The sequence below is a fragment of the Paracoccus aestuariivivens genome (genome assembly GCF_009711225.1).
Classification (GTDB): Bacteria; Pseudomonadota; Alphaproteobacteria; order Rhodobacterales; family Rhodobacteraceae; genus Paracoccus; species Paracoccus aestuariivivens.
Map to the genome: position 1 here is coordinate 1 of NZ_WMIE01000010.1, position 22054 is coordinate 22054.

Here is a 22054-nt window from a genome sequence, read left to right on the forward strand (position 1 = left end):
CGCAGCAGATTGCCATCAGCCTGCATTTCAACGAGATCAAGCAGCGCCATCCTTTCATCGGTCATAGTTCTCCATGGTCGCTCGGACCGGTGGCGCGACATGGCACATTCCTCGTTCAGGTTACCGGCCCCGCAACCCGAACCGGCTTCGAAGATCGACGATGTCCGCCGGCGTCACGCCGGGGCCATGCGCTGTGCTGGGGACTCCGCGCATGGCCGTCTAGCCACCACTGGGGCAGGGACTTTCAGAAATACATTGAAAGACAATTGGATAAAAAGCGAACCCCCGGTCGGAAAGGCCGATGGAAGCGTGTCCGGTATGACTAGCGGCACTACAAACGCCACAACCGTATCAAGACCATGTTCGGCAGGCTCAAGGATTGGAGGCGTGTCGCAACCAGATACCACAGATGCACCATGGTCTTCATGTCAGCAGTTGGATCTGCCGCGACAGTGCTCTTCTGGTTCTGAAAACGATTAATTTGGACCCCGGCAGAGCCTGGCCACCACGTCGATTATTCTTTGTGTGACAGCCTTGAGGTTGGGGGATCGTAATATGGATGATGGCGGGTCTGAAGCCGGAAACGCCGCACAGGTCGGCGCCGGATTTCGCTATCCCCGATCAAATCAGGATTTGTTATCTGTTCCATAACGGGTGGCGCAGGTCGCGTTGCCTTGCGTCGATAGCGTGTTCAGCCGTTGCTGTAAGGCATCGCGTTTGCGTGCCTCGGATGCGGGATCAATCGGCACTCGTTTTCTGACGACATCGGTGCCGCCATAGCAGCCTCCATATCCGAAACCTGCGCCGTAATATCTGCCGCCGTAGCCTCCGGCACAAAAACTGATGCCACTGTTCCGGACCGGCTCGTTCTCCCAAGCGTAACCGCGAGCGATGTTATCCTCGACCTCTTGTAACAGTCGGGAAACATTTCGGTATTCCGCTGTGACCTGACCCTGACAGCGCTGTTCGGGGGTGCCGCAGGCAGTAAGGCCAATCAATGCGGAACAGACAGACACCAGCGCAATGCGGTTCATTCGGCTTCACCCTTTCGTATCCGTTGAGCCTAGCGCAGAAGCAAGCGGGCCGCGAGTCCGGATTGCGGTTCCCCTATCGCCTAGACGGGCGCTATCGTCACTTGCCGGTCAGGGAGTTCCGGCCTATCGGCGTTTGCCGCCGGGTTTTGTGGTCTTGTTGCCACGAGGACCGGTTTGGACCGGAGTATTGGATTGGTTTTCTTCGTACAGCTTGCGCCACCGTTCCAGTCGCGCCGGATCGAGGTTTCCCGCATCGACCGCCGCCTGTACCGCGCAACCGGGCTCGTGGGCGTGGGTGCAGTTTCTGAAGCGGCATTGCGGCGCGAGTTCGGCCACTTCGGCGAATAGCAGGTCCAGCCCGGCGGAAATATCGCTGACATGAAGCGTGCGGATACCGGGCGTATCGATCACCCAACCGCCATGCGGGATCGCGTGAAGCGAGCGGGACGTGGTCGTATGCCGCCCCTTCGCGTCGGATTCCCGGATGGTTCCGGTGAGTTGCGCATCCTTGTCCGATTTGTCGGCCAATGTATTCAGCAGCGAGGATTTGCCCACTCCGGACGACCCGACAAGTGCCACGGTCTGGCCCGCCCCGCACCAAGGCGACAGGATCCGGGCGGCCTCGGGGGATTTTGCGTTCAGCGAGACGACCTCAAGCCCGCGCTGCAAACCGGTCACCTGATTACGGAAAGGTTCCGCATTCTCGACCTTGTCGGCCTTGGTCAGGACGATCACGGGGCGGGTTCCGGCTTCGTTCGCCAACGCAAGATAGCGTTCGAGCCGCGCGGGATTCAGGTCGTCATTGCAGGACGAGACAATGAACAGCGTATCGACATTCGCCGCGATCAATTGTGGAACACGGCTGCCTTCGGTGCGGCGTTGCAGCAGGGTCTTGCGATCCAGCCGCCGTACGAGCAGGTGGCTGTCTGGTTCGGCCAGAACCCAATCGCCAACGGCGTATTCCGCTGTATTGGTCAGGTGGGGCAGGGTCAGCCGCACCGGACCATGTGCGGATTCCGCCGTCATTCTGGCTCGATGGACCGTCGCGATACGCATCCGGTCAAGGCGTGCCTCGTCCGGTTTCAGTTGGTCATCGAAGAACGCCGACCATCCAAGGGTTGTTTCAGGCATGGATGTTTGATCAGGTATATGTCTCACAATGGCCTGAATGGTCGCGCGCCACGTCTGATGCAAGCCTTTCCTGTCGCTGTCGGAAGCCCGGATGCAGAAAAACCCGAGAATTGGTGCGGCATCCCGTGTGGACGGCCGAAAAGGCCGTTGCTAATAGGGCCTCCATCCTGCAACGCGCGCAACAGATAAGATAGGGCATCACCATGCTATGGGGCATCCGCGAGCTTATGAAGCCCGCTTTATCGGTCATAGACATGATCCCGAATGTGCACCGGACGCCCGCATTTGCTGCCTTGCGCAAGGCGGCATTGGACGGACGGACCTCGGGTATGCGGCTGTCGGTCGAGGAAAAAGAACTGGCCTTTTACGACGGGCCGGTGCAACTGGTTTCTCCGATCGGCGCGCGCCTGCTTCGCGCCCTTTATCGGGAAGGCCGGATCAAGCTGAAGAAGCCTGCGGTCGCCAGATTGCCTGCGCTTGATGCCTATATCGCGACCGAGGCCGCATTCCGCGCCGAAGTGGCCCGAATTCTGCTGGATGAAGACCAGAAGCGTGAACGGCTTGCACTGATCATGCAAGACCCCTCTGTCGCGCGACCCGACGAGTTGACCCCCTATCTGGTGGACAAGGTCATCACGGTTCGGCTGGGTCATGGCGTTTACGGCAGTTTGCTGATCGCGGGCCTGATGTGTCACAAGGCGCTGATCCTTACGCCAGAGACGGAAAATCACCAGATTCGTGCCGAGGGTAGGGTGGTGTGTTGGTGGATGGATCAGGACGGCAATCGCCAGGGCGATCCCGAATAGATCCCCTTACGCGCCGATCTGGGCCACGGTCTCGCGATGGAGGGTCGCAAGCAGGTCGGCGGCAGGCATCACGCGGTGCATCGGCGCGCCTTGACCGGCCCATTGCGCGCCAAATCCGGTTTCTCCCTTGGCTTTGGCCGCAACATTCAGGGCTTTCCCCGCGTCATAGGCGATGGGGTAGTCGGGGCGGCCAAGGGCCGTTTCCTCGGCCCATGCGGTGAACCGGTTGCCAAGACAGCGCGCCGGTCGCCCCGAGATAGCGTCGGTCATGATCGTATGTGCTGCTCCGGTGCCTTTCAGTGCCGCGCGATAGGCCGCGTCGGCGCTGGATTCCGGACAGGCGATGAAGGCCGTGCCCAACTGTGCCGCGACGGCGCCCAGATCCAGCGCGGCCCGGATCCCAGACCCGTCCATCATCCCGCCCGCAGCGATCACCGGCAGGTTCTGATGCTGCACCAAAAGCTGTGTCAAAGCCGTTGTGCCCAGCTTGTCGTCGGGGCCGGCGGGGTCGAAGGTACCGCGATGCCCGCCCGCTTCATAGCCTTGCGCAACAATGGCATCGATTCCGGCGCTGGCGATGAGTTCGGCCTCGGGCAGACTGGTAGCTGTGGCCAAAAGCACGCAACCTGCGGCCTTCAATGCATTGATGCGGTCAGCGTCCGGTAAGCCGAAATGAAAGCTGACGATTGCCGGCGCCGTCTCGACCAGAAGTTCCAGCATGTCATCATCCTGTGCGAAGCTTTTATAGATGACATGCAGGTCTTGCGGAGGTTCGGCGTCGAATTCACGAAACAGGGGCCGCATCGCTTCAAGCCAGGCGGCTTCCTTGATCGGGTGGGATTGCGGTTCGGAATGGACGAAGACATTCACGTTGAAGGGCCGCGCGGTCAGCGCGCGCGTAGTCTCTATCATAGCCCGCGCGCCAGCAGCATCTGTTGCTCCCACGCCGATCGAGCCCAACCCACCGGCATCCGACACTGCCGCCGCAAGCGCCGGTGTCGCCACCCCCGCCATAGGGGCTTGAACGATGGGGATCCTTATGCCGAGTTGTTCGAGAAATGCCATGCGATGACGATAGCCTTGCAGTCCGGGGGCGACAAGGCGGCATTATCCAAGCTCATTGACATCAATCCGGCACGGCCCATTGGTGCGTCGCCCGGCTAGCCAGTTCGGGTTGGTCGCAGATCAGCACCAAGCGGTTGTGGTGGTCGGAATACTGAGTCAGCAGGGTGACACCGGCATCGGCCAAGGCCCGCGCTATCTCTCCCAATTGGCCCGGCGTGCCCTGCTTCAGCTTGCGGATCAAAGGGCTGCGCATTGCGATGACCCGAATGCCCGCAGCCTCGGCTGCCTGCATTGCGGCCCTGCCGTCGCGAAACAGATAATGCGCAACGGTGCGGTTGTCGGCCGTGAATACACCGCCACCTTCAAAGGGAATACCGGCGCGGCCCATCACCTCGCCCAGTTCGGCCAAGGCATCAGGACGGTTTTCCAGCGCGAATTCAAGATCGAACATCCTATGCCTTTCCTGTGTGGACCGCGCGGCTATCGACAGGTGCTTCGTCGCGGACACTCATGCCGTAGTCGCGAGAGACCTTGGCAATCCTCAGGCGGTAATCCACGAAGACATGATCGCGCCCTGCGGCCTGCGCAGCGCGATGTTCGGGCAGATTTCTCCATTGCGCGACTGCGGTCTCGTCACGCCAGAAGGATAGGGACAACAACTTGCCGGGTGTCGTGAGGCTTTGAAACCGTTCGATCGAGATGAAGCCGTCGATATTGGCAAGAAGCGGTCGCAGTCGTTCGGCCAGATCAAGATATTCGGGACGCCCGTCGGGGGAAATCTCGACCTCGAAAATCACGGCAATCATTGGCGCACCACTGGCGCAGGGGACAGTTGCCCGGCGGGAGGGTTCTTTCGGAAAATCATATCTTGGCCTTTCATTGTGCGGCACAGATAGAAGATTGGAGCAGCTTGATGGTTCGTCTAGCATCGAACCATGAAAGAGGGTCCGAATATTTCCCGCATCGCCGCGTTGGTTGGCGATCCCGCGCGAGGGTCGATGCTTCTTGCGCTGATGGACGGGCGTGCGCTGACGGCCACCGAACTGTCCGGTCTTGCCGGAATCACCAAACAGACCGCCAGCAGCCATCTGGCAAAACTCGTGGACGGAGAGGTGCTAGTCGTCGAGGCTCAGGGCCGTCACCGGTATTTCTGTCTGGCCGGACCCCATGTCGCGGCCTTGCTAGAGGCGCTCATGGTGTTTTCCAGCGATGCCGCTTTGCCTTTACGCACCGGTCCCAAAGAGCCTGCCTTGCGTAAGGCGCGCGTGTGCTACGACCATCTCGCCGGAGAGATGGGCGTCGCGTTATTCGGGCAGATGCAGGAGGATCACTGGCTGTCCGCTGATCTGGAGCTCACAAGCTGCGGTTGGGAACGTCTGGCTGCCATCGGTGTGACGCGGGATGGGTTGCCGCGCGGCAACCGGCCGCTTTGTCGGGCCTGTCTGGACTGGAGTCAGCGCCGGCATCATCTGGCAGGTGCCATCGGTAAGGCGGTTCTTGACCAGATTTTGGCGCTTGATTGGGCAAGACGATTGCCGATGTCGCGGGTTGTTTCCTTCACGCCCGAAGGTGAGCGGCGCTTCCGGCAGTGGCTGCGATGACGTCCGGGATCGCAAGTTCCGGATTGTCAGGCCCAATCTAGAAGCGGATGGGCGGACAGTTTCCTCCAAGGTCCAACACCGCCTGATCGGGTGTCTCGACGCCAGTCAGGCGAACGCTCAGGTCTAGCCAGCCCAGAATGGCATCGTTGCCTTCGATCCGGACGTCCAGTTTGCAGCGGAAGGTGCGGCCCATCATCGACCAGTCGAACCGGTCCTCGCCCTGCGCAAAATCGGTGATTGTCACCTCGCCCGACGTATTGGGCAGAAAACGGTCGGGACCCGCGCCTCCGCTCAGTGTCGTGGCCCCGCCGACCGCAGCGATAAGGGTATCCGCACCAACTCCTCCGTCCAGTGACCCCATACCTTCCAGATGGTCGTTGCCCGCGCCGCCAGATATCGAGTTGCGGCCTTCGGGATCAATCAGGACGTCGTTTCCGGCCCCGCCATCCAGACTGTCGTCTCCCCGATCGCCGAAAAGCCAGTCGTCGCCATCCTGTCCTTGGATACTATCATTGTCCGGACCGCCATAAAGCAGGTCGGGTCCGGCATGGCCGGCGATGCTGTCATTGCCCTGCATCCCGAATACCAGACCATGCGGGTTGCCGACATTGTTCGTCAGGCGATCCTGATCCGGACTTGCCGATGGCGAAACGGCGAGGGCGTCATTCCCGTCTGTTCCCCATGCCTCGGCTGACGGGGTCTGATCGAGTTTGCGGGACCAGCCCCAATGGGCAAAGGCCGCCGATTCAAGTTCGACGCTGTAACCGTCGCGCGCTCCCTGCCATTGCAGCAGGTCGCTGCCGCGTCCCGTCGGAGGCCACCACGTCCATCCGATACCCTGATCCGCAAACCAAGGCAGCACCCGTGCCATGTTGAAACTTGAAAGCGATCTTTTGGTCTTGCCCGAGGGCGAAAGCGATCCAGAGGCCGTATAAAGCTGGGATTCCGTGATCAGGATGTCGTCGCCGGGTTCGCGTAACATGCCAATGCGGGCACAGATTTGCTTGTCGAAGATCCTGCGTTGTGAATCGGGAAAGGCCGCAGCGACCCATTGCGGATACATATGCACGGACCAGATCAACGCATCGCCTGCCGCCTGCCGGATCAAGGCCTGATCCAGATCACCAAACTGCGCCGAAGCCCCCAACCCTCCGACCAGCAAGCGTTTACCTTGCCAATCAAGCGAACCGATCAGATCGGCAATATGCTGGCTGTAGATTTTTCCCGCTCGAGGGCCTTTGCCATAGGCGATGGGCTCGTTGATCAGTTCCCAGCCAGCGATGGCGTCCAGGATTGCGGTGTTTTCGGGCAACCGGAACCAATCCAGCATGATGCGCCAGTCCTCGCGTACGCGGTTGATTTTCCACGAACCGTCAGGCTGTTCCAATGCGTCGGCCGGACCGAGTTCGCTGGCCGGAAGAATGCGGAGCTTTGGATTCTGGCCGCTGACAAAGCCTCCAGCCAACTCGCCGTCCGAGTTCTGGACGATCAGCCTGTAACCCCGTGCGGCAGCGGCCCGCGCGAAATCCGCCCAGCTTCTTGCTGCCTCGGGGGATCGGGCGGTCGCTGCGTTGAAGTCAAGCCGCAAGACATTGACCTCGGGGAATGATCCCGAAAGCGCGTCCAGAATATCGGTTGTAGTTCCGCCATGCGCGATGGACAGGCCCGCCCCCGATCGCCAACTGACCATCTTGTTGAGACCCGCCCGTGGCGTTGATTTGTCGGGCAGCTCGATCATCAGCAGGCGACCGCTTGCATCGCGTGCGAGATTGCCGGTCAACGGGTCGCTTACAACCGCCAGTTCTTTGGCCCGCTGACGGTTCGGCAGGTTGGATCTGTCAGCCTCGGAAAGTGAATCCGCACGGTTCGAAAGTTTCTGCACGACAAAGCCGCGCGTGGTACTTGGCAGCCTGTGTCCGTCAAGCGTGGTGATCTGATCTGGATCGTTCACCACGCTGGCATATTCGGTCGCAAAAGAGACCGTGTTCCAGCCGGCCATTTCCGAAGCAAAGGCAAGATCGCTGCAGACCATCTGGAAGCATCCAACTTAGGAAGAACAATGCGCGTTGTGACACTAAACTTCAGATGGTCGCACATGTCACGGGCGCATTCTGACACGGTGCCGTGACGAAAAGACGGCTCGAAGCCCAAGTCTTTCCGCCGCGACCCGCAACCGGCGGCGCCAAGAGGTCAGTGTTGTTCCCATCCTGCCTACAGCATCAGATCAGGCGAACGTCCGCTTTCCTCAAGTTGCCAGTTCGCGCTCCATTTGTCGCCCTGGCGGTCCAATGTCAGGTAGTTGCGTTCGGCGACATAGCGCCCTGCCTGACCGGGAATCCGGTCGATACGGATGGGTTTTCCGGCGATGGGTGCATCGCCAAGCGTGGCCAGCGCGCCAAGGAAGCGTGCCCAAAGCCTTGGCGGTGGGCGATGGGCGATGCCCGACGCGACCAGTTGATGCAGCAGGGCATTGCCCTCGAGCGGCATGACGGCCCGCGTGGCCAAATGGATTTCTCCGGAAAGAACGACGACATTCTGACCCGCGCGGCTGATCCCGATCATCAATCGCAGCACCCGTTGCCATTCGTCGCGATGCGCGTGGCTTTGCCATTGATCGCGCAGATCGTCCTCGTATTTCTGCATGCGCGGGAATGTCATCATCAGCGTTTCCAGCAGCGAAAGCCTTGGTCCCAGCAATGGAACGCTGGACATCAGGAAATACCGATCCGTTGAGGATTGGGATGGCTGGCTTTGCATGAAATCCCATCCCAGCGGCCCCATGATCTGCGTTCGTGACCGTTCCGAGCGCAGGTCGGGGGCAACGATCCGGTATCCGGGCATTTCTACCGCCCAGCCCAGATGGCGACCCTGCGGGTCTGCGAAGCGCGCTGGCAAGTCGCCATCCGTTGCCGCTGCCTGAAAGATCAGGAAGGCTTCGCGCGCTGCGCTGAATATCGTCCGCCCCACCGCGGACTGGGTCGCCCTTGGCGGTAGCGAGCCCCATCCGTCGCAGATGTCGTGGTCGTCCCATTGCATGACCGAAGGTACCCGCGCGGCAAGCCATGCGAAATCCGGCGAGGCATACAGCGCGGCATAGCGCTGCAACAGGCGTTCGCGCAGATGGCGGTTCAGATCGTCAAGATTTTCGGGTTCGGTCTGGATATCGCGGGGCCAGTGATCGGTCAGCGGATGCCCGTCGGTCACTTCGTCGGCATAGACCTGATCGCCGCCATGCAGAAGCAGCGCGAAAGGTCGGTCACGGTGTTCAGCGCAAAGCCGCGCCCACATGACATTGCGTTCCGAGCCTTCGCGGTCAAGATCTCCGGTTTCCTCGCCATTACAGGCGACATAGGCAAGTCGCTGATCGTTCTCCAGATCCAGGTTCAGTGTGTAGTCCTGACCGTTCCAATGATATGTCGTCTGGCCGAACGTCACGGTAAATCGGGCACGGAACACGGTCGTGGCATCGTATTCGGCCAGCGGATGGCCGGAAACCGCTCCGGATGTTGTCGTCAGCACCGGAGGTTGCGATCCTTTTGGCAGGATGAACAGGGCGGCAAGGTGGGCCTGTTCGTCTTCGACATGATCCAGAAATAAAATCGGGCCGATGGGGGCGGCAGTGCGGGTCATGTCTTCCTTCCAAATCTGCGTTTGCCGGAGCGGTGTCCGTCATAAGACCCCGCCCGCCATGTCATCGCGGCAAGATCAGGGTGGTCGGACATGTAAGCCGGATTGGCGCCAGCGCAACTGCAAGCGGCATACCTATCGGGCTGACCAGTTGCTCGGGCAGGCGAAACCAGACCGGCGACCGGTTTTGCGGCATTGCGGCTGGAATGGAGGCGCCCGAAGCACGCCATTCTTGACCGGTCGGAAATCGGGACCTACCATCGGCATGTCTGAAACAGGTCAGGCTCGGGAAGGTTGGCCCGGCCCCCGGAAACGGGTCCTTCCGTTGCGTCGCAGCGGCCCAAGACTATCAGGGCGCAAGCATAGTGCGGGTGCCGATAGGAGGGTTTGGACATGAAGCCTGCCATTTCAGTTCTGACGCTTGGTGTCAGCGACCTTACGCAATCCTTGGCATTCTATCGCGATGGGCTTGGACTGCCGACAGAAGGGATCATCGGGCGCGAATTCGAACATGGCGCGGTCGCCTTCTTCGCGCTTTCCGGTGGTTTGAAACTGGCGATCTGGGCGCAGGACGACATCGCGCATGACACGGGATTGCCGAAAACCTCGGCCTGTCCGACCGCATTTACCATCGGGCATAATGTCATGCATCGGGGCGAGGTGGACGATGTGATGGCCACCGCCGAACGTGCCGGAGCCGAAATCGTCAAGAACCCTCAAGACACGTTTTACGGTGGATATGCGGGGTACTTCCGCGATCCGGACGGCCATCTTTGGGAGATCGTGTGGAATCCGGCCATGCTGCCCGACGATGTCTGAGCATTGGTGCGCCATTGGAAAAGGGGCACGTTCTGGTGCCCCTCTGAACTTCCTTTCCTGCGACCTATTTTGCCGCCAGAAGCTCCGGAACGGACAGCAGGATAAATTCGTTATTCGCGGCCTTGCCGATCTCGCGTCCACCCGAATATGGCAGGTTATTGTCATTGGCGACCATGATATGCGTGTCGTCTACCCGCGCCACGTCCTCGATGGTGAAGAAGGGGAAGGTGAAGTTGCCCTCGACGGGTTTCATTCCTTCCAGCGCCTTGCCCTCGGGGTCGGCAATGTCCAGCAGATCGATATGCCCGATCCGGCGGATGTAGCCTTCGGCGTCGATGCTTGAGGTGTCGACCAGTACGATGTTCTTCACCTTCGCGGGCTGCGGGTAACATTGCGACTGGTCTTTTGCGTCGGTCGCGCAGGCGTGTCGGGCATCGCCCTCGCCATTGTCGCGCTCGATGACCAACGCGCGGGTTTCGTCGATGAAGTTGAAATCGCCGATCGCTGTCGCGCCTTCGGCCAAATGGAAGCGGTAGCTGTCACCGGTCCAATCGGCCTTGGCAGTGTCAAAGGTCATCACGCGCAGGAAATTGCCCTCTGGTTGACCAGCCTCGGCCAGCAGGGGCTTTTCCAGCATGCCCCATAGCAGGTTGCTGCCCGGTTGCAGTGCCATGCCCTCGTAGCCGCCAGAGCGCTGAACCTGGAATTGTTTGCCCGGCTGGGCCGGAACGACGACTCCGGCGGTATCGGGGCCGTTCAGTACCTTGCCGTCCAGCTTTGTCTGATGCACCGAGACGATCTTGCCATCCCGGGCGACCCGCAGAATGTAGGGGCCGAACTCGTCGCCGATCCAGATCTCGCCGTCGAGATATTGGATGCTTTCGGGATCGAAATCCGCACCGGTCAGATGGCGGCTGTCGGTTGCCTCGTTGGCGATACGGAACGGAACCTTGTGGTCGGGATCGCGCAGGAAGACCGTTTCATGACGGATGACTTGACCCGTGGCAAAGTCGGGTAGCATGCGGTGGAAGAACAGCATCGCATCGGGGCTGTTGATCTTCGAGCCAAAGCCGTTATCCGTCAGCGTGAACCAACTGCCATCCTCGTCGCGGTTCATTGCAAAGCCGGACATTCCCTGCACGGGTTGGCCAAGGAACGGTACCGAGATTCCCGTTTTGTGGCTGCCATAGGTCTTGCCGACATCACCTTCGACCGACATCGGGGCGTCGTTGCGTTGCGGGCCCGTGAACTTGCCCGATACCCACAAATCCCGAGGAGCGTCCTGCGGCGGCGTAATCATGGTGAAGGCGGGCAGGAAGGCATGGCCGGCCAATGTCGCGGGGAATGTATCTTCGGCCAAAGCGGGCGAGGCCAGAACACAGGCAAGAAGGGCAGGGGAGAAACGCATGATCTATCCTTTGGGAAATTCATCCTGCTTCTGCTAAAGGTCGGAAATGACAAGCATGCTGCGAGTTGATGGCATGCGCGTGACAGCTATGCGGACCCGCGAACTTTGCGCGGTGCCGGATTTGCTACTTGATCTGGTAGGGCACCGTCATCCGTTGATGATGATCGACACCGATACGGCCCTTGATCGGGGGCCATGCCCGTATCGGACAATTGGCGCGCTCGCAGATGCGACACGAGACGCCGATCGGGTCGTATTGGACCGAAGGCGTATCCAGCAGATCGTCGGCATAAACGAAGGCTTCCGCGTTGCTGGTCTCGCAGCCGAATGCCAGGGCATAGGTGGTTTCCTGACCGCGGAACCCGCCCAGTCGCTTTGAAACCTGCAGCGCCAGCGACAGGTACTGCCCGCCATCCGGAGTTTCTGCCATTTGCCGGATGATCCGGCCCTGCGCCTCGAAAGCCTGATGCACGTTCCAGACCGGACAGGCCGCGCCGAAACGGGCGAATTGCAATTTGGTTGCGCTGTGCCGTTTGGTGATGTTGCCAGCCCGGTCAACCCGGGCAAAGAACATCGGGATTCCCTTGCGCCCGGGTCGTTGAAGCGTCGACAGGCGATGGCAGACCTGTTCGATCGAGGCGTTGAACTGCAATGCAAGCAATTCGACGTCGTGCCTGAGCTTTCGCGCTGCATCGGCAAATTCGCCGTAGGGCATCAGCAAAGCGCCAGCGAAATAGTTGTGCAGCCCGATCTTGCAGATCTCGTTGGCTTCGGGGGTGCGGAATCCGGCGGCGGCGCTGATCCGGTCGATGGTATCGCCCGCCTCGACCTGCGCCAGTTGCACGGCCATCTGGAACTGCTGGGTTTGCGCGGGCGCATATTTGTTCAGATGCAGCGTCGATGAGCGCGCGTCGAAGCGGCGCAGCGCGACTTCGTTTTCCTGATATCTGACGCTGATCCGGTGCTGCTGTTCAAGCTTGCGTCGTAGCGCGCCTAGAGGATCTTCGGGCAGTCCCATCTCGGTGGCCAACTGTTCTGCGGCAAGGTCTAGATCGTGGATGTAATTGTCGACGAAGTGGAAGTAGTCCCTGACCTCCTCATAGGGAGTGGCTTCCGACATGCCGCGGGCGAGTTCCTGATCGATGTCGGCTAATCGCTCGGTGCTGCGGCGATAGGCCTGATGGGCAAGGATCAGGGCATGTGCCACACTGGGCGCGTTCTGCACCACCAGTTTCAGATCCTGAGCCGTCGGGGACAGGCTTTCGAACAACGGGTCGGTGAGTGCCTCCGAGAAGGCCGATAGCAGCCGGTCGCCTTCACCGCCCGCGATCTCCGAAACCTTCAGTTGGAACTTGTCGACCAGCGCCAGAAGCACCGTGGCCGAGACGGGGCGGTTATTGCTTTCGATCTGGTTCAAATAGCTGGTCGAGATGCCAAGCCGTTCCGCGAATTGCGATTGGTTCCAATTGCGCGAAACCCGAAGCTCGCGCACAGTCTTACCTATAAAGAGCTTTCCATTTGCCATTTTGCAAATTCACAATTTCATATCCATAATTTTGTAAATTCCCTTGTATACATGTTCAACTCTTTTTGCCGCAAGGCTCAGTTCTTAGGATTCCCCGTGAAGGAGAGGACCAATGGATCGAATTCTTGAGCAACTGGAGCAGCGGCGCGGCGAAGCGCGGCTGGGCGGCGGCACGAAACGGATCGCGGCGCAGCACGCCAAGGGCAAGCTGACCGCGCGCGAGCGGATCGAGGTGCTGCTGGACGAGGGCTCCTTCGAGGAGTTCGACATGTATGTCACCCATCGCGCCACGGATTTCGGCATGGGCCAGCAGAAGGTCGCGGGCGATGGCGTCGTCACCGGCTGGGGCACGATCAACGGCCGTCAGGTCTATGTGTTTTCGCAGGATTTCACCGTTCTGGGCGGATCTCTGTCGGAAACCCACGCGCAAAAGATCTGCAAGATCATGGACATGGCCGTTCGCGTCGGCGCACCGGTGATCGGCCTGAACGATTCCGGCGGCGCGCGCATTCAGGAAGGCGTCGCCAGCCTTGCCGGTTATGCCGAGGTCTTCCGCCGCAATGCCGAGGCCTCGGGCGTGATCCCGCAGATCTCGGTCATCATGGGGCCTTGCGCGGGCGGCGCGGTCTATTCGCCGGCCATGACCGATTTCATCTTCATGGTGCGCGATTCCTCCTACATGTTCGTGACCGGCCCGGACGTGACCAAGACCGTCACGAATGAGATCGTCAGTGCCGAGGAACTGGGCGGCGCGCGCACCCATACGCAGAAATCCTCGGTCGCGGATGCGGCTTATGAAAACGACATCGAGGCGCTGGAAGCGGTGCGCCAGCTGTTCGATTTCCTGCCGCTGAACAACCGCGACAAGGCCCCGACCCGCCCGACGCATGACGATCCCACCCGGATCGAGGCCCGGCTGGACAGCCTGATCCCCGACAGCGCCAACAAGCCCTATGACATGAAGGAACTGATCCTCGCGCTGGCCGATGAGGGGGATTTCTTCGAGATTCAGGAAGCCTTTGCCCGCAATATCATCACCGGCTTTATCCGGCTTGAGGGGCAGACCGTGGGCGTCGTCGCGAACCAGCCGATGGTGCTGGCGGGCTGTCTGGATATCGACAGTTCGCGCAAGGCCGCGCGTTTCGTGCGTTTCTGCGACGCGTTCTCGATCCCGCTGCTGACGCTGGTCGATGTGCCGGGCTTCCTGCCGGGCACGGCGCAGGAATATGGCGGCGTCATCAAGCATGGCGCGAAGCTGCTTTTCGCCTATTCAGAGGCGACCGTGCCGATGGTCACGCTGATCACCCGCAAGGCCTATGGCGGGGCCTATGACGTCATGGCCTCGAAGCATATCGGGGCGGATATCAACTATGCTTGGCCCACCGCCGAGATCGCCGTGATGGGCGCGAAGGGCGCGACCGAGATCATCTACCGCTCGGAACTGGGCGACCCCGAAAAGATCGCCGCCCGCACCGCCGAATATGAGGAACGCTTCGCCAATCCCTTCGTCGCCGCCGAGCGCGGCTTCATCGACGAGGTGATCATGCCGCATTCCTCGCGCCGCCGGATCGCCCGCGCCTTTGCCTCGCTCCGGGGCAAGCAGGTCACGACCCATTGGAAAAAACACGACACGATTCCGCTGTGAGAGCAGGGCAGACCATGTTCAAGAAAATCCTGATCGCCAACCGGGGCGAGATCGCCTGCCGTGTCATCAAGACCGCGCGCCGCATGGGCATCCAGACCGTCGCCGTCTACTCCGACGCCGACCGCGAGGCCCTGCATGTCCGCATGGCGGATGAGGCGGTCCATATCGGCCCGGCGCCCTCGGCCCAGTCCTACATCGTGATCGACAGGATCATGGAGGCGGTCCGCCAGACTGGGGCAGATGCCGTCCATCCGGGCTACGGCTTCCTGTCGGAAAACCCGGCCTTCGCCGCCGCGCTGGAAAAGGCGGGCGTCGCCTTTATCGGGCCGCCGGTCAAGGCGATCGAGGCGATGGGCGACAAGATCACCTCGAAGAAAATCGCGGCCGAGGCGGGCGTCAGCACCGTCCCCGGCCACATGGGCCTGATCGAGGATGCAGACGAGGCGGTGCGGATCGCATCGCAGATCGGCTATCCGGTGATGATCAAGGCCTCGGCCGGTGGCGGCGGCAAGGGCATGCGGATCGCGTGGAACGACGTTGAGGCGCGCGAGGGCTTTCAGGCCTCGAAGAACGAGGCGAAGTCGTCCTTTGGCGATGACCGCATCTTCATCGAGAAATTCGTGACCGAGCCGCGCCATATCGAGATTCAGGTGCTGGCCGACCAGCATGGCACCACGCTTTATCTGGGAGAGCGCGAATGCTCGATCCAGCGCCGCAACCAGAAGGTCATCGAAGAAGCCCCCTCGCCCTTCCTTGATCCGGAAACCCGCAAGGCCATGGGCGAACAGGCGGTGGCACTGGCCAAGGCGGTCGGTTATTTCTCGGCAGGCACGGTCGAATTCATCGTCGATGGCAATCGCAATTTCTATTTCCTTGAAATGAACACGCGGCTGCAGGTCGAGCATCCGGTGACGGAACTCATCACCGGCATCGATCTGGTCGAGCAGATGATCCGCGTCGCTGCGGGCGAAAAGCTGGGCTTCGGGCAGGACGCCGTCAAGCTGAACGGCTGGGCCATCGAGTCCCGGCTTTACGCCGAAGACCCCTATCGCAACTTCCTGCCCTCGATCGGGCGGCTGACGCGCTATCGCCCCCCGGTCGAGGGGAAACGCGCCGATGGCTCGGTCGTGCGCAACGATACCGGCGTCTTTGAGGGCGGCGAGATCTCGATGTATTACGACCCGATGATCGCGAAGCTTTGCACATGGGCCGAGAGCCGCCCCAAGGCGATTGGCGCCATGGCCTCGGCGCTGGACGATTTCGAGGTCGAGGGCTGCGGCAACAACCTGCCCTTCCTGTCCGCCGTGATGCGGCAGGAGCGCTTCCAGTCGGGCCGCCTGACCACCGCCTATATCGCCGAGGAATTCCCCGAGGGGTTCAGCGGCGTCACGCCAGAAGCCGCCGAATACCGCAGCCTTGCGGCCGTCGCGGCGCTGATCAACCAGACCCTGCAATCTCGCGCAGCCGAGATCACCGGCAGGATGGGCCGCCGCAATCCCGGCAAGGACTGGGTCGTGAGCTTCCCCGATGCGGCGCTGGCCCTGACGCTGGAAACCGGAGCGGACGGGATGACCGCGACCTTCAAGGATGGCGAGCAGCTTTCGGTCGCAGGCCGTTGGCTGCCCGGCGACAGCCATGGCAGCTTCGTGGTGGGCAGCGCGCCGATGGGCGTCAAGGTGGACCTGATCGGCTCGGCCATCCGGCTGCGCTGGCAGGGGATCGACACCCGCGTTCATGTCCGCACGCCCCGCATCGCGGAACTTGCCCGGCTGATGCCGGTGAAACTGGCCCCTGACACCTCGAAGATGTTGCTTTGTCCGATGCCGGGGATCATCACCTCGGTCAACGTCACGGCGGGCGAAACGGTCGAAGTGGGTCAGACCCTTGCCACCGTCGAGGCGATGAAGATGGAAAACGCGCTGAAAGCCGAACGCAAGGGCATCGTCAAGCGCGTCGCCGTCAGCGCGGGGCAAAGCCTTGCGGTGGACGAACTGATCATGGAATTCGAATAAGACGGGAAGCAGGCCATGTCCGAAAAAACGCTGAAAGACTGGGAAGCGCTCGCCGCCAAGGAAATCAAGGCCGCGTCTGAGACGCTGAACTGGCAGACGCCCGAGGGGATCGAGGTCAAGCCGCTTTACACCGCCGCGGACCTTCAGGGCGTCGAGCATCTGGACAGCCTGCCCGGTTTCGCGCCCTTCCTGCGCGGTCCCCGCGCGACGATGTATGCGGGCCGACCTTGGACGATCCGGCAATATGCGGGCTTTTCCACCGCCGAGGAATCGAACGCCTTCTACCGGCGCAACCTTGCCGCCGGGCAAAAGGGCCTGTCGGTCGCCTTCGATCTGGCGACCCATCGCGGCTATGACAGCGACCATCCCCGCGTCGAGGGCGATGTCGGCAAGGCGGGCGTCGCCATCGACTCTGTCGAGGACATGAAGATCCTGTTCGACGGCATTCCGCTGAAGGACATGTCCGTGTCCATGACCATGAATGGCGCGGTCATCCCGATCCTTGCCAGCTTCATCGTCGCGGGCGAGGAGCAGGGCTGCCCGCGCGCCGCCCTGTCCGGGACCATCCAGAACGACATCCTCAAGGAGTTCATGGTCCGGAATACCTATATCTACCCGCCCGAGCCCTCGATGCGGATCGTGGCCGACATCATCGAATATACCGCGCGCGAGATGCCGCGTTTCAACTCGATCTCGATCTCTGGCTATCACATGCAGGAAGCGGGCGCGACGCTGGTGCAGGAACTGGCCTTTACCCTTGCCGACGGGCGCGAATATGTCCGCGCGGCCTTGGCCAAGGGGCTGAATGTCGACGAATTCGCGGGGCGGCTGTCGTTCTTCTTCGCCATCGGCATGAACTTCTTCATGGAGGCCGCGAAGCTGCGCGCCGCGCGCCTGCTGTGGTCGCGCATCATGGAAGAGTTCGCGCCGCAAAAGGCGTCCTCGCTGATGCTGCGGACGCATTGCCAGACCTCGGGTGTGTCGCTGCAGGAACAGGACCCCTATAACAATATCATCCGCACGGCTTACGAGGCGCTGTCGGCGGCCCTTGGCGGCACGCAATCGCTGCATACCAATGCGCTGGACGAGGCGATTGCGCTGCCCACCGATTTCTCGGCCCGGATCGCGCGGAACACGCAGCTGATCCTGCAACACGAGACCGGCGTGACCAAGGTGGTCGATCCGCTGGCCGGGTCCTATTACGTCGAAAGCCTGACCAACGAACTGGCCGAAAAGGCATGGGCGCTGATCGAGGAGGTGGAAACGCTGGGCGGCATGACCAAGGCCGTGACCGAGGGCCTGCCCAAGCGCCTGATCGAAGAAGCCGCGACCCGCCGCCAAGCCGCCGTGGACCGGGGCGAAGAAGTCATCGTCGGGGTGAACAAATACCGCCTTGATAACGAAGAACCGATCGACATCCTCGCCATCGACAATACCGCCGTACGCAAGGCGCAGGTCGCGCGCTTGCAGGATGTCCGCCGCCGTCGCGACGCGCTCAAGGTCGCGGAAACGCTGGCAGGACTGGCCGAGGTTGCGCGCAGCGGTCAGGGCAACCTGTTGGCCGCAGCGGTCGAGGCCGCCCGCGCCCGCGCCACGGTGGGCGAGATCTCGGACGCAATGCGCGGGGCCTTTGGCGATCACGCCGCCGTGCCGCAGGTCGTCGGCGGGATCTATGGCCCGGCCTATGACAAAGACCCGGAATATAGCACCGTCGTCAGCCGGCTTGACAGCTACAGCAGCGCCGCCGGAAAGCCCAAGGTGATGGTCGCGAAGCTCGGTCAGGACGGGCATGATCGCGGCGCCAAGGTGATCGCATCGGCCTTTGGCGACATTGGGTTCGACGTGGTCGCGGGCCCGCTGTTCCAGACCCCGGATGAGGCGGCAGAGCTTGCCATCCGCGAACAGGTGCAGGTGGTCGGCATGTCCTCGCTGGCGGCGGGACACAAGACGCTGGCCCCGCAACTGATCGAGGCCTTGAAGCGCAAGGGCGCGCCCAATGTCATCGTCGTGGTGGGCGGCGTCATCCCGCGTCAGGACTATGATTTTCTTCTGGAAAATGGCGTCTCGGCGGTCTTCGGCCCCGGCACCAATGTGCTCGACGCCGCCAACAAGGTGCTTGACCTTCTCGAAGGCAAGCGCCGTAACGACTGAGGACTATCATGATAAAGCGCGTCAACCACATCGCCATTGCGGTTCCCGATCTGGAACTCGCCGCCGAGACGTATCGCCGCCTTGGCGTTACCGTCTCGGAGCCACAGGTCTTGCCCGAACATGGGGTTCGTGTCGTTTTCCTTGAATTCGAGAATGTGAAGCTGGAACTGATCGAGACCTATGGCGAGAAATCTCCGGTCGCCAGTTTCATGCGGAAAAACCCGTCGGGCGGCATCCATCATGTCTGCTTCGATGTCGAGGATCTGCAATCTACATCCGAGACGTTGAAGGACGCGGGCATCCGGGTACTTGGCGATGGGCCACCCAAAATCGGCGCGCATGGCAATCCGGTCCTGTTTGCCCATCCCGCGGATCTGTTCGGCGTGCTGACCGAATTCGAGGAACCGCGCTGAGTTGGCCGATGCGCCGCGTTCCGTGTCGCAATGAACGGAACGCGGCGTTCATCCTTCAGGTCTTAGCAATCAACCCGTCCAGCGCGGCCCGCTGTTGCGGTGAGAACTCAAGGCTGGCCGCAGAGATATTGTCGCGCAGGTGTCCACGCGATGACGTGCCGGGAATGACCAGAATATTCGGGCTGCGTGCCAGCAGCCATGCAAGTGCAACCTGTTGCGGACTGGTTGCCATCTCGGCAGCGATTGCGTTCAATCCAGCCGATTGCAGCGGAGAGAAACCGCCAAGCGGGAAATAGGGCACATACGCAATGCCGTCATGTGCCAGCGCGTCGATCATCACGTCATCGGCCCGATGGACAAGGTTGTAATGGTTCTGGACGCAGACCACCGGCGCGATGTCGCGGGCGGTGGCGATCTGTGCCTCGGTCACGGTACTGATGCCGATATGGGCAAGTAGCCCCTGATCTTGCAAATCGCGCATGACCCGCATCGGGGCCGCGATGTCATCCTCGGGGCCTTCCATGCGAAGGTTGACGATCGGCATCCGGTCCAACCCGAGCCGTTCCAGATTTTGCTCGACTGAGCGGCGCAGGAAGTCGGGGCTGCGATCCAGTATCCAGTCCCCCTTGTCGTCCCGCCATGCGCCGATCTTGGTCACAAGAACCAGATCAGACGGGTAGGGATACAGCGCCTGCCGGATGATGCGGTTGGTGTGATAGGGACCGTAATAATCGCTGGTATCGATATGGTTGATTCCCAGTGCGATTGCTTCGCGCAAGACGGCGCGGGCTTCGTCCTCGTCCTTTGGTGGACCGAAAACATGCGGACCGGCAAGCTGCATCGCGCCGTATCCCATGCGGTTCACGGTCAGTTTTGTGCCCGTAAACGTGAACTGGCCAGCCGCCGCTGCCATGAAAGGCTCGGATTGCGTCATCGTGGGTTCCGTTTCCTGTAATCCTGAGAAAGCCAATCTGGCATTGCGGAAGCGATTTGATAATCCGGCCAATGCCGAATGGCGTGACCGGTCTGCCCGTCGATCCGCTATCCGCATCGCCTGAAGGCCTTTCAGTCAAGCAAGCTTGGTGGCCCGTTTTCGACAGAGCTACCAAGCTATTTTTCGAACCGCCGGAGGCTGCCGTCACCCCTTACGATACGTGACAGCCTGTGATGCGGATGCTGATCAGAACGTGTCGACGTGGCTGACGTTGGGCATGCCTGCAATCTGCCACCAGACTCCGCCAAGCACACCACCGATGATGGCCGGTACAAGCCATGCGAATCCGACTGATGACAGCGGCAGAGCATCATAAAACGCTTGCAGATGAGTCGGAACGACGATGCCCATCTTACCGGAAACGGACAGGATCAGATCAACGAAACCCATCAGGATCGCCATCAGCGTGGCACCCTTCCAGACACCGTCATTGGTGAAGAAGCAGGACAGGATGCCCAGAAGGACGATGCAGATGCCCGCCGGATAGAACAGCCGGAAGAAGGGCTCTGCCAGTGCAACGATATGGTCTACGCCGCCAAACGACTGGACCAGCGAGGTCAACGAAACGAACCACACGCCTGCGCGGTAGCTGACGCGGCCCCCGCTCCATTGGACGATGTATTTTGCCAGAACGGCTGTGGCTCCGACGGCTGTGGTCAAGCAGGCCAGAACGACCGCGATTGCCAGCGCGTTGGCCCCGAACCGTCCGGCAAGTTCCGCGACCAGACGGGTCAGGAGGTTGGCTTGCGTCACGTCCGAGCCCAGCACGCCGCTTCCGGTCGCGCCAAGATATTCCAGACCGCCATAGACGAACAAAAGGCCAAAAAACGTCACCACTGCCGCGCCGAACAGGACGGTCTTGAAGCCGGTCTTGTCCGTATAGCCGCGATCCCGGACAGCCTCGATGAAGATGATGCCGAACATCAGTCCGCCAAAAACGTCGCCGGTCTGGTAGCCGGTGATCAGCCCCATGCCGAAGGGGGCAGCGCCTGCCACTCCGGTATCGACCGGCGTACCCAGCGGAGCCAGCACCGACCAGATCACGATGATGCCCAGCAGGCCAAGAAGCAGCGGGGTCAGGATACGTCCGATCCGGTCAATGACATTCGAGCGGTCCAGCGCGAAATAGATCGTGACGGCAAAGAACAGCGGTATGAAGATCCAGACGCAGATATGCGCGTTCAGCGAAGGTGCGAGCGTCATGAATCCGGTCTCGAAGGCGACGCTGGCCGTCCTTGGGACCGCGATCATCCATGCCAGAAAAACCAGCGAGACAAATAGAAGCGCGGAACCGAACCAAGATGCGATCGGCGCGGTCAACCGCTCGACGCTGCCACCGCACAGACCCAGTGCGATCACCGTCAGCACCGGCAAAAGCATACCGGTCAACAGCAGACCACACAGGGCTTTTGCCCAACCTGCACCGGCCACGAAACCGATCTGCGGCGGGAAAATCAGATTCCCCGCACCGAAGAAGACCGCGAACATCGCGAAACCCACGATCAGGCAGTCGCGATAGATCGACCTCGTCCCGATGGTATTACTCATTCTAACCTCGTCAACTCGTCCCTGCTTTCGACAGCCAAGCCGGATGCACCCCAGGGTTGTTCGGGGTGCCGATTTCCGTTGCTGCGCTGCTGGAAACGCGCCTTTTCCTGTTTTGCCTTGCGTTTTGCAACTGTCTTTTGTCCACGCATCCGGCGTCCGCGCGGATTCGGGACGGGGCAAAGCCCTGCTTGTACTTCTGGTGTGATGGGGGCCGCCTGCTGGCCGCGCCTCATGCATATCCGAACTTGGATTTTCGACCCTGATGGATACGTCGC

Annotated in this window: 18 protein-coding genes and 1 pseudogene; 8 read left to right on the forward strand and 11 right to left on the reverse strand. The window is 61.1% G+C overall.

The annotated features are described in order from the left end of the window. Positions 1–246: 246 nt before the first annotated feature. A pseudogene (locus GL286_RS14930) lies at positions 247–470 on the forward strand (IS5/IS1182 family transposase); the annotation flags it as partial. A 156-nt stretch (positions 471–626) separates the two neighbouring features. On the opposite strand, the gene GL286_RS14935 reads toward GL286_RS14930, so the two are convergent. Both GL286_RS14935 and rsgA read right to left on the reverse strand, forming a co-directional pair. Next, positions 627–1034 (reverse strand): hypothetical protein, encoded by a 408-nt coding sequence (locus GL286_RS14935; protein ID WP_155096381.1) that lies wholly within the window; start codon positions 1032–1034, stop codon positions 627–629. A 123-nt stretch (positions 1035–1157) separates the two neighbouring features. Then, positions 1158–2165, reverse strand: coding sequence for a ribosome small subunit-dependent GTPase A (gene rsgA / locus GL286_RS14940; RefSeq protein ID WP_155096382.1), 1008 nt, complete (start codon positions 2163–2165; stop codon positions 1158–1160). A 203-nt stretch (positions 2166–2368) separates the two neighbouring features. Between rsgA and GL286_RS14945 the strand changes: the two genes are divergently transcribed. Beyond that, entirely contained in the window at positions 2369–2971 is a 603-nt protein-coding gene (locus tag GL286_RS14945; RefSeq protein ID WP_155096383.1) for a hypothetical protein, read from the forward strand. A gap of 6 nt (positions 2972–2977) precedes the next feature. On the opposite strand, the gene GL286_RS14950 is transcribed toward GL286_RS14945, so the two are convergent. The 3 genes from GL286_RS14950 to GL286_RS14960 all read right to left on the reverse strand — a co-directional run bounded on the left by GL286_RS14950 (position 2978) and on the right by GL286_RS14960 (position 4842). Then, positions 2978–4036 (reverse strand): NAD(P)H-dependent flavin oxidoreductase, encoded by a 1059-nt coding sequence (locus GL286_RS14950; RefSeq protein ID WP_155096384.1) that lies wholly within the window; start codon positions 4034–4036, stop codon positions 2978–2980. Between the two features lie 61 nt (positions 4037–4097). After that, the gene (locus GL286_RS14955) at positions 4098–4487 is read right to left on the reverse strand and encodes an amino acid-binding ACT domain-containing protein (RefSeq protein ID WP_155096385.1); all 390 of its coding nucleotides are present in this window, start codon (positions 4485–4487) and stop codon (positions 4098–4100) included. Position 4488: 1 nt separating this feature from the next. Next, on the reverse strand, positions 4489–4842 hold the full coding sequence (locus GL286_RS14960; RefSeq protein ID WP_155096386.1) for an antibiotic biosynthesis monooxygenase family protein: 354 nt from the start codon (positions 4840–4842) through the stop codon (positions 4489–4491). A gap of 129 nt (positions 4843–4971) precedes the next feature. Between GL286_RS14960 and GL286_RS14965 the strand changes: the two genes are divergently transcribed. Continuing rightward, positions 4972–5637, forward strand: coding sequence for an ArsR/SmtB family transcription factor (locus GL286_RS14965; protein WP_155096387.1), 666 nt, complete (start codon positions 4972–4974; stop codon positions 5635–5637). A 37-nt stretch (positions 5638–5674) separates the two neighbouring features. On the opposite strand, the gene GL286_RS14970 is transcribed toward GL286_RS14965, so the two are convergent. Beyond that, positions 5675–7669, reverse strand: coding sequence for a calcium-binding protein (locus GL286_RS14970; RefSeq protein WP_155096388.1), 1995 nt, complete (start codon positions 7667–7669; stop codon positions 5675–5677). Positions 7670–7848: 179 nt separating this feature from the next. Further along, positions 7849–9267: an alkaline phosphatase D family protein gene (locus tag GL286_RS14975; protein ID WP_155096389.1), complete on the reverse strand. Its 1419-nt coding sequence runs from the start codon at positions 9265–9267 to the stop codon at positions 7849–7851. A gap of 390 nt (positions 9268–9657) precedes the next feature. Between GL286_RS14975 and GL286_RS14980 the strand changes: the two genes are divergently transcribed. Further along, positions 9658–10083, forward strand: coding sequence for a VOC family protein (locus GL286_RS14980; protein ID WP_155096390.1), 426 nt, complete (start codon positions 9658–9660; stop codon positions 10081–10083). 64 nt (positions 10084–10147) lie between these two features. Here the strand turns inward: GL286_RS14980 and GL286_RS14985 are convergent, their stop codons facing one another. Next, entirely contained in the window at positions 10148–11491 is a 1344-nt protein-coding gene (locus tag GL286_RS14985) for an esterase-like activity of phytase family protein (RefSeq protein WP_155096391.1), read from the reverse strand. 124 nt (positions 11492–11615) lie between these two features. Then, a complete protein-coding gene (locus tag GL286_RS14990) occupies positions 11616–12983 on the reverse strand; it encodes a helix-turn-helix domain-containing protein (protein ID WP_343038907.1) in 1368 nt (455 codons plus the stop codon). Positions 12984–13128: 145 nt separating this feature from the next. On the opposite strand from GL286_RS14990, the gene GL286_RS14995 reads away from it, so the two are divergent. Genes GL286_RS14995 through mce form a run of 4 tightly spaced genes read left to right on the forward strand, consistent with a single transcriptional unit; the run spans position 13129 to position 19237 of the window. Further along, a complete protein-coding gene (locus GL286_RS14995) occupies positions 13129–14661 on the forward strand; it encodes an acyl-CoA carboxylase subunit beta (protein WP_155096393.1) in 1533 nt (510 codons plus the stop codon). Positions 14662–14675: 14 nt separating this feature from the next. Continuing rightward, positions 14676–16673 carry an acetyl-CoA carboxylase biotin carboxylase subunit gene (locus tag GL286_RS15000; protein WP_155096394.1) on the forward strand — a complete coding sequence of 666 codons (1998 nt, stop codon included), beginning with the start codon at positions 14676–14678 and terminating at the stop codon, positions 16671–16673. A 15-nt stretch (positions 16674–16688) separates the two neighbouring features. Continuing rightward, positions 16689–18824 carry a methylmalonyl-CoA mutase gene (scpA, locus tag GL286_RS15005; protein ID WP_155096395.1) on the forward strand — a complete coding sequence of 712 codons (2136 nt, stop codon included), beginning with the start codon at positions 16689–16691 and terminating at the stop codon, positions 18822–18824. 8 nt (positions 18825–18832) lie between these two features. Next, positions 18833–19237 (forward strand): methylmalonyl-CoA epimerase, encoded by a 405-nt coding sequence (gene mce / locus GL286_RS15010; protein ID WP_155096396.1) that lies wholly within the window; start codon positions 18833–18835, stop codon positions 19235–19237. A 55-nt stretch (positions 19238–19292) separates the two neighbouring features. Here mce and GL286_RS15015 read toward each other — a convergent pair whose 3' ends face one another. Then, positions 19293–20171 carry an oxidoreductase gene (locus tag GL286_RS15015; protein ID WP_155096397.1) on the reverse strand — a complete coding sequence of 293 codons (879 nt, stop codon included), beginning with the start codon at positions 20169–20171 and terminating at the stop codon, positions 19293–19295. A gap of 246 nt (positions 20172–20417) precedes the next feature. After that, on the reverse strand, positions 20418–21779 hold the full coding sequence (gene brnQ, locus GL286_RS15020) for a branched-chain amino acid transport system II carrier protein (RefSeq protein ID WP_170295220.1): 1362 nt from the start codon (positions 21777–21779) through the stop codon (positions 20418–20420). Positions 21780–22054: the final 275 nt, after the last annotated feature.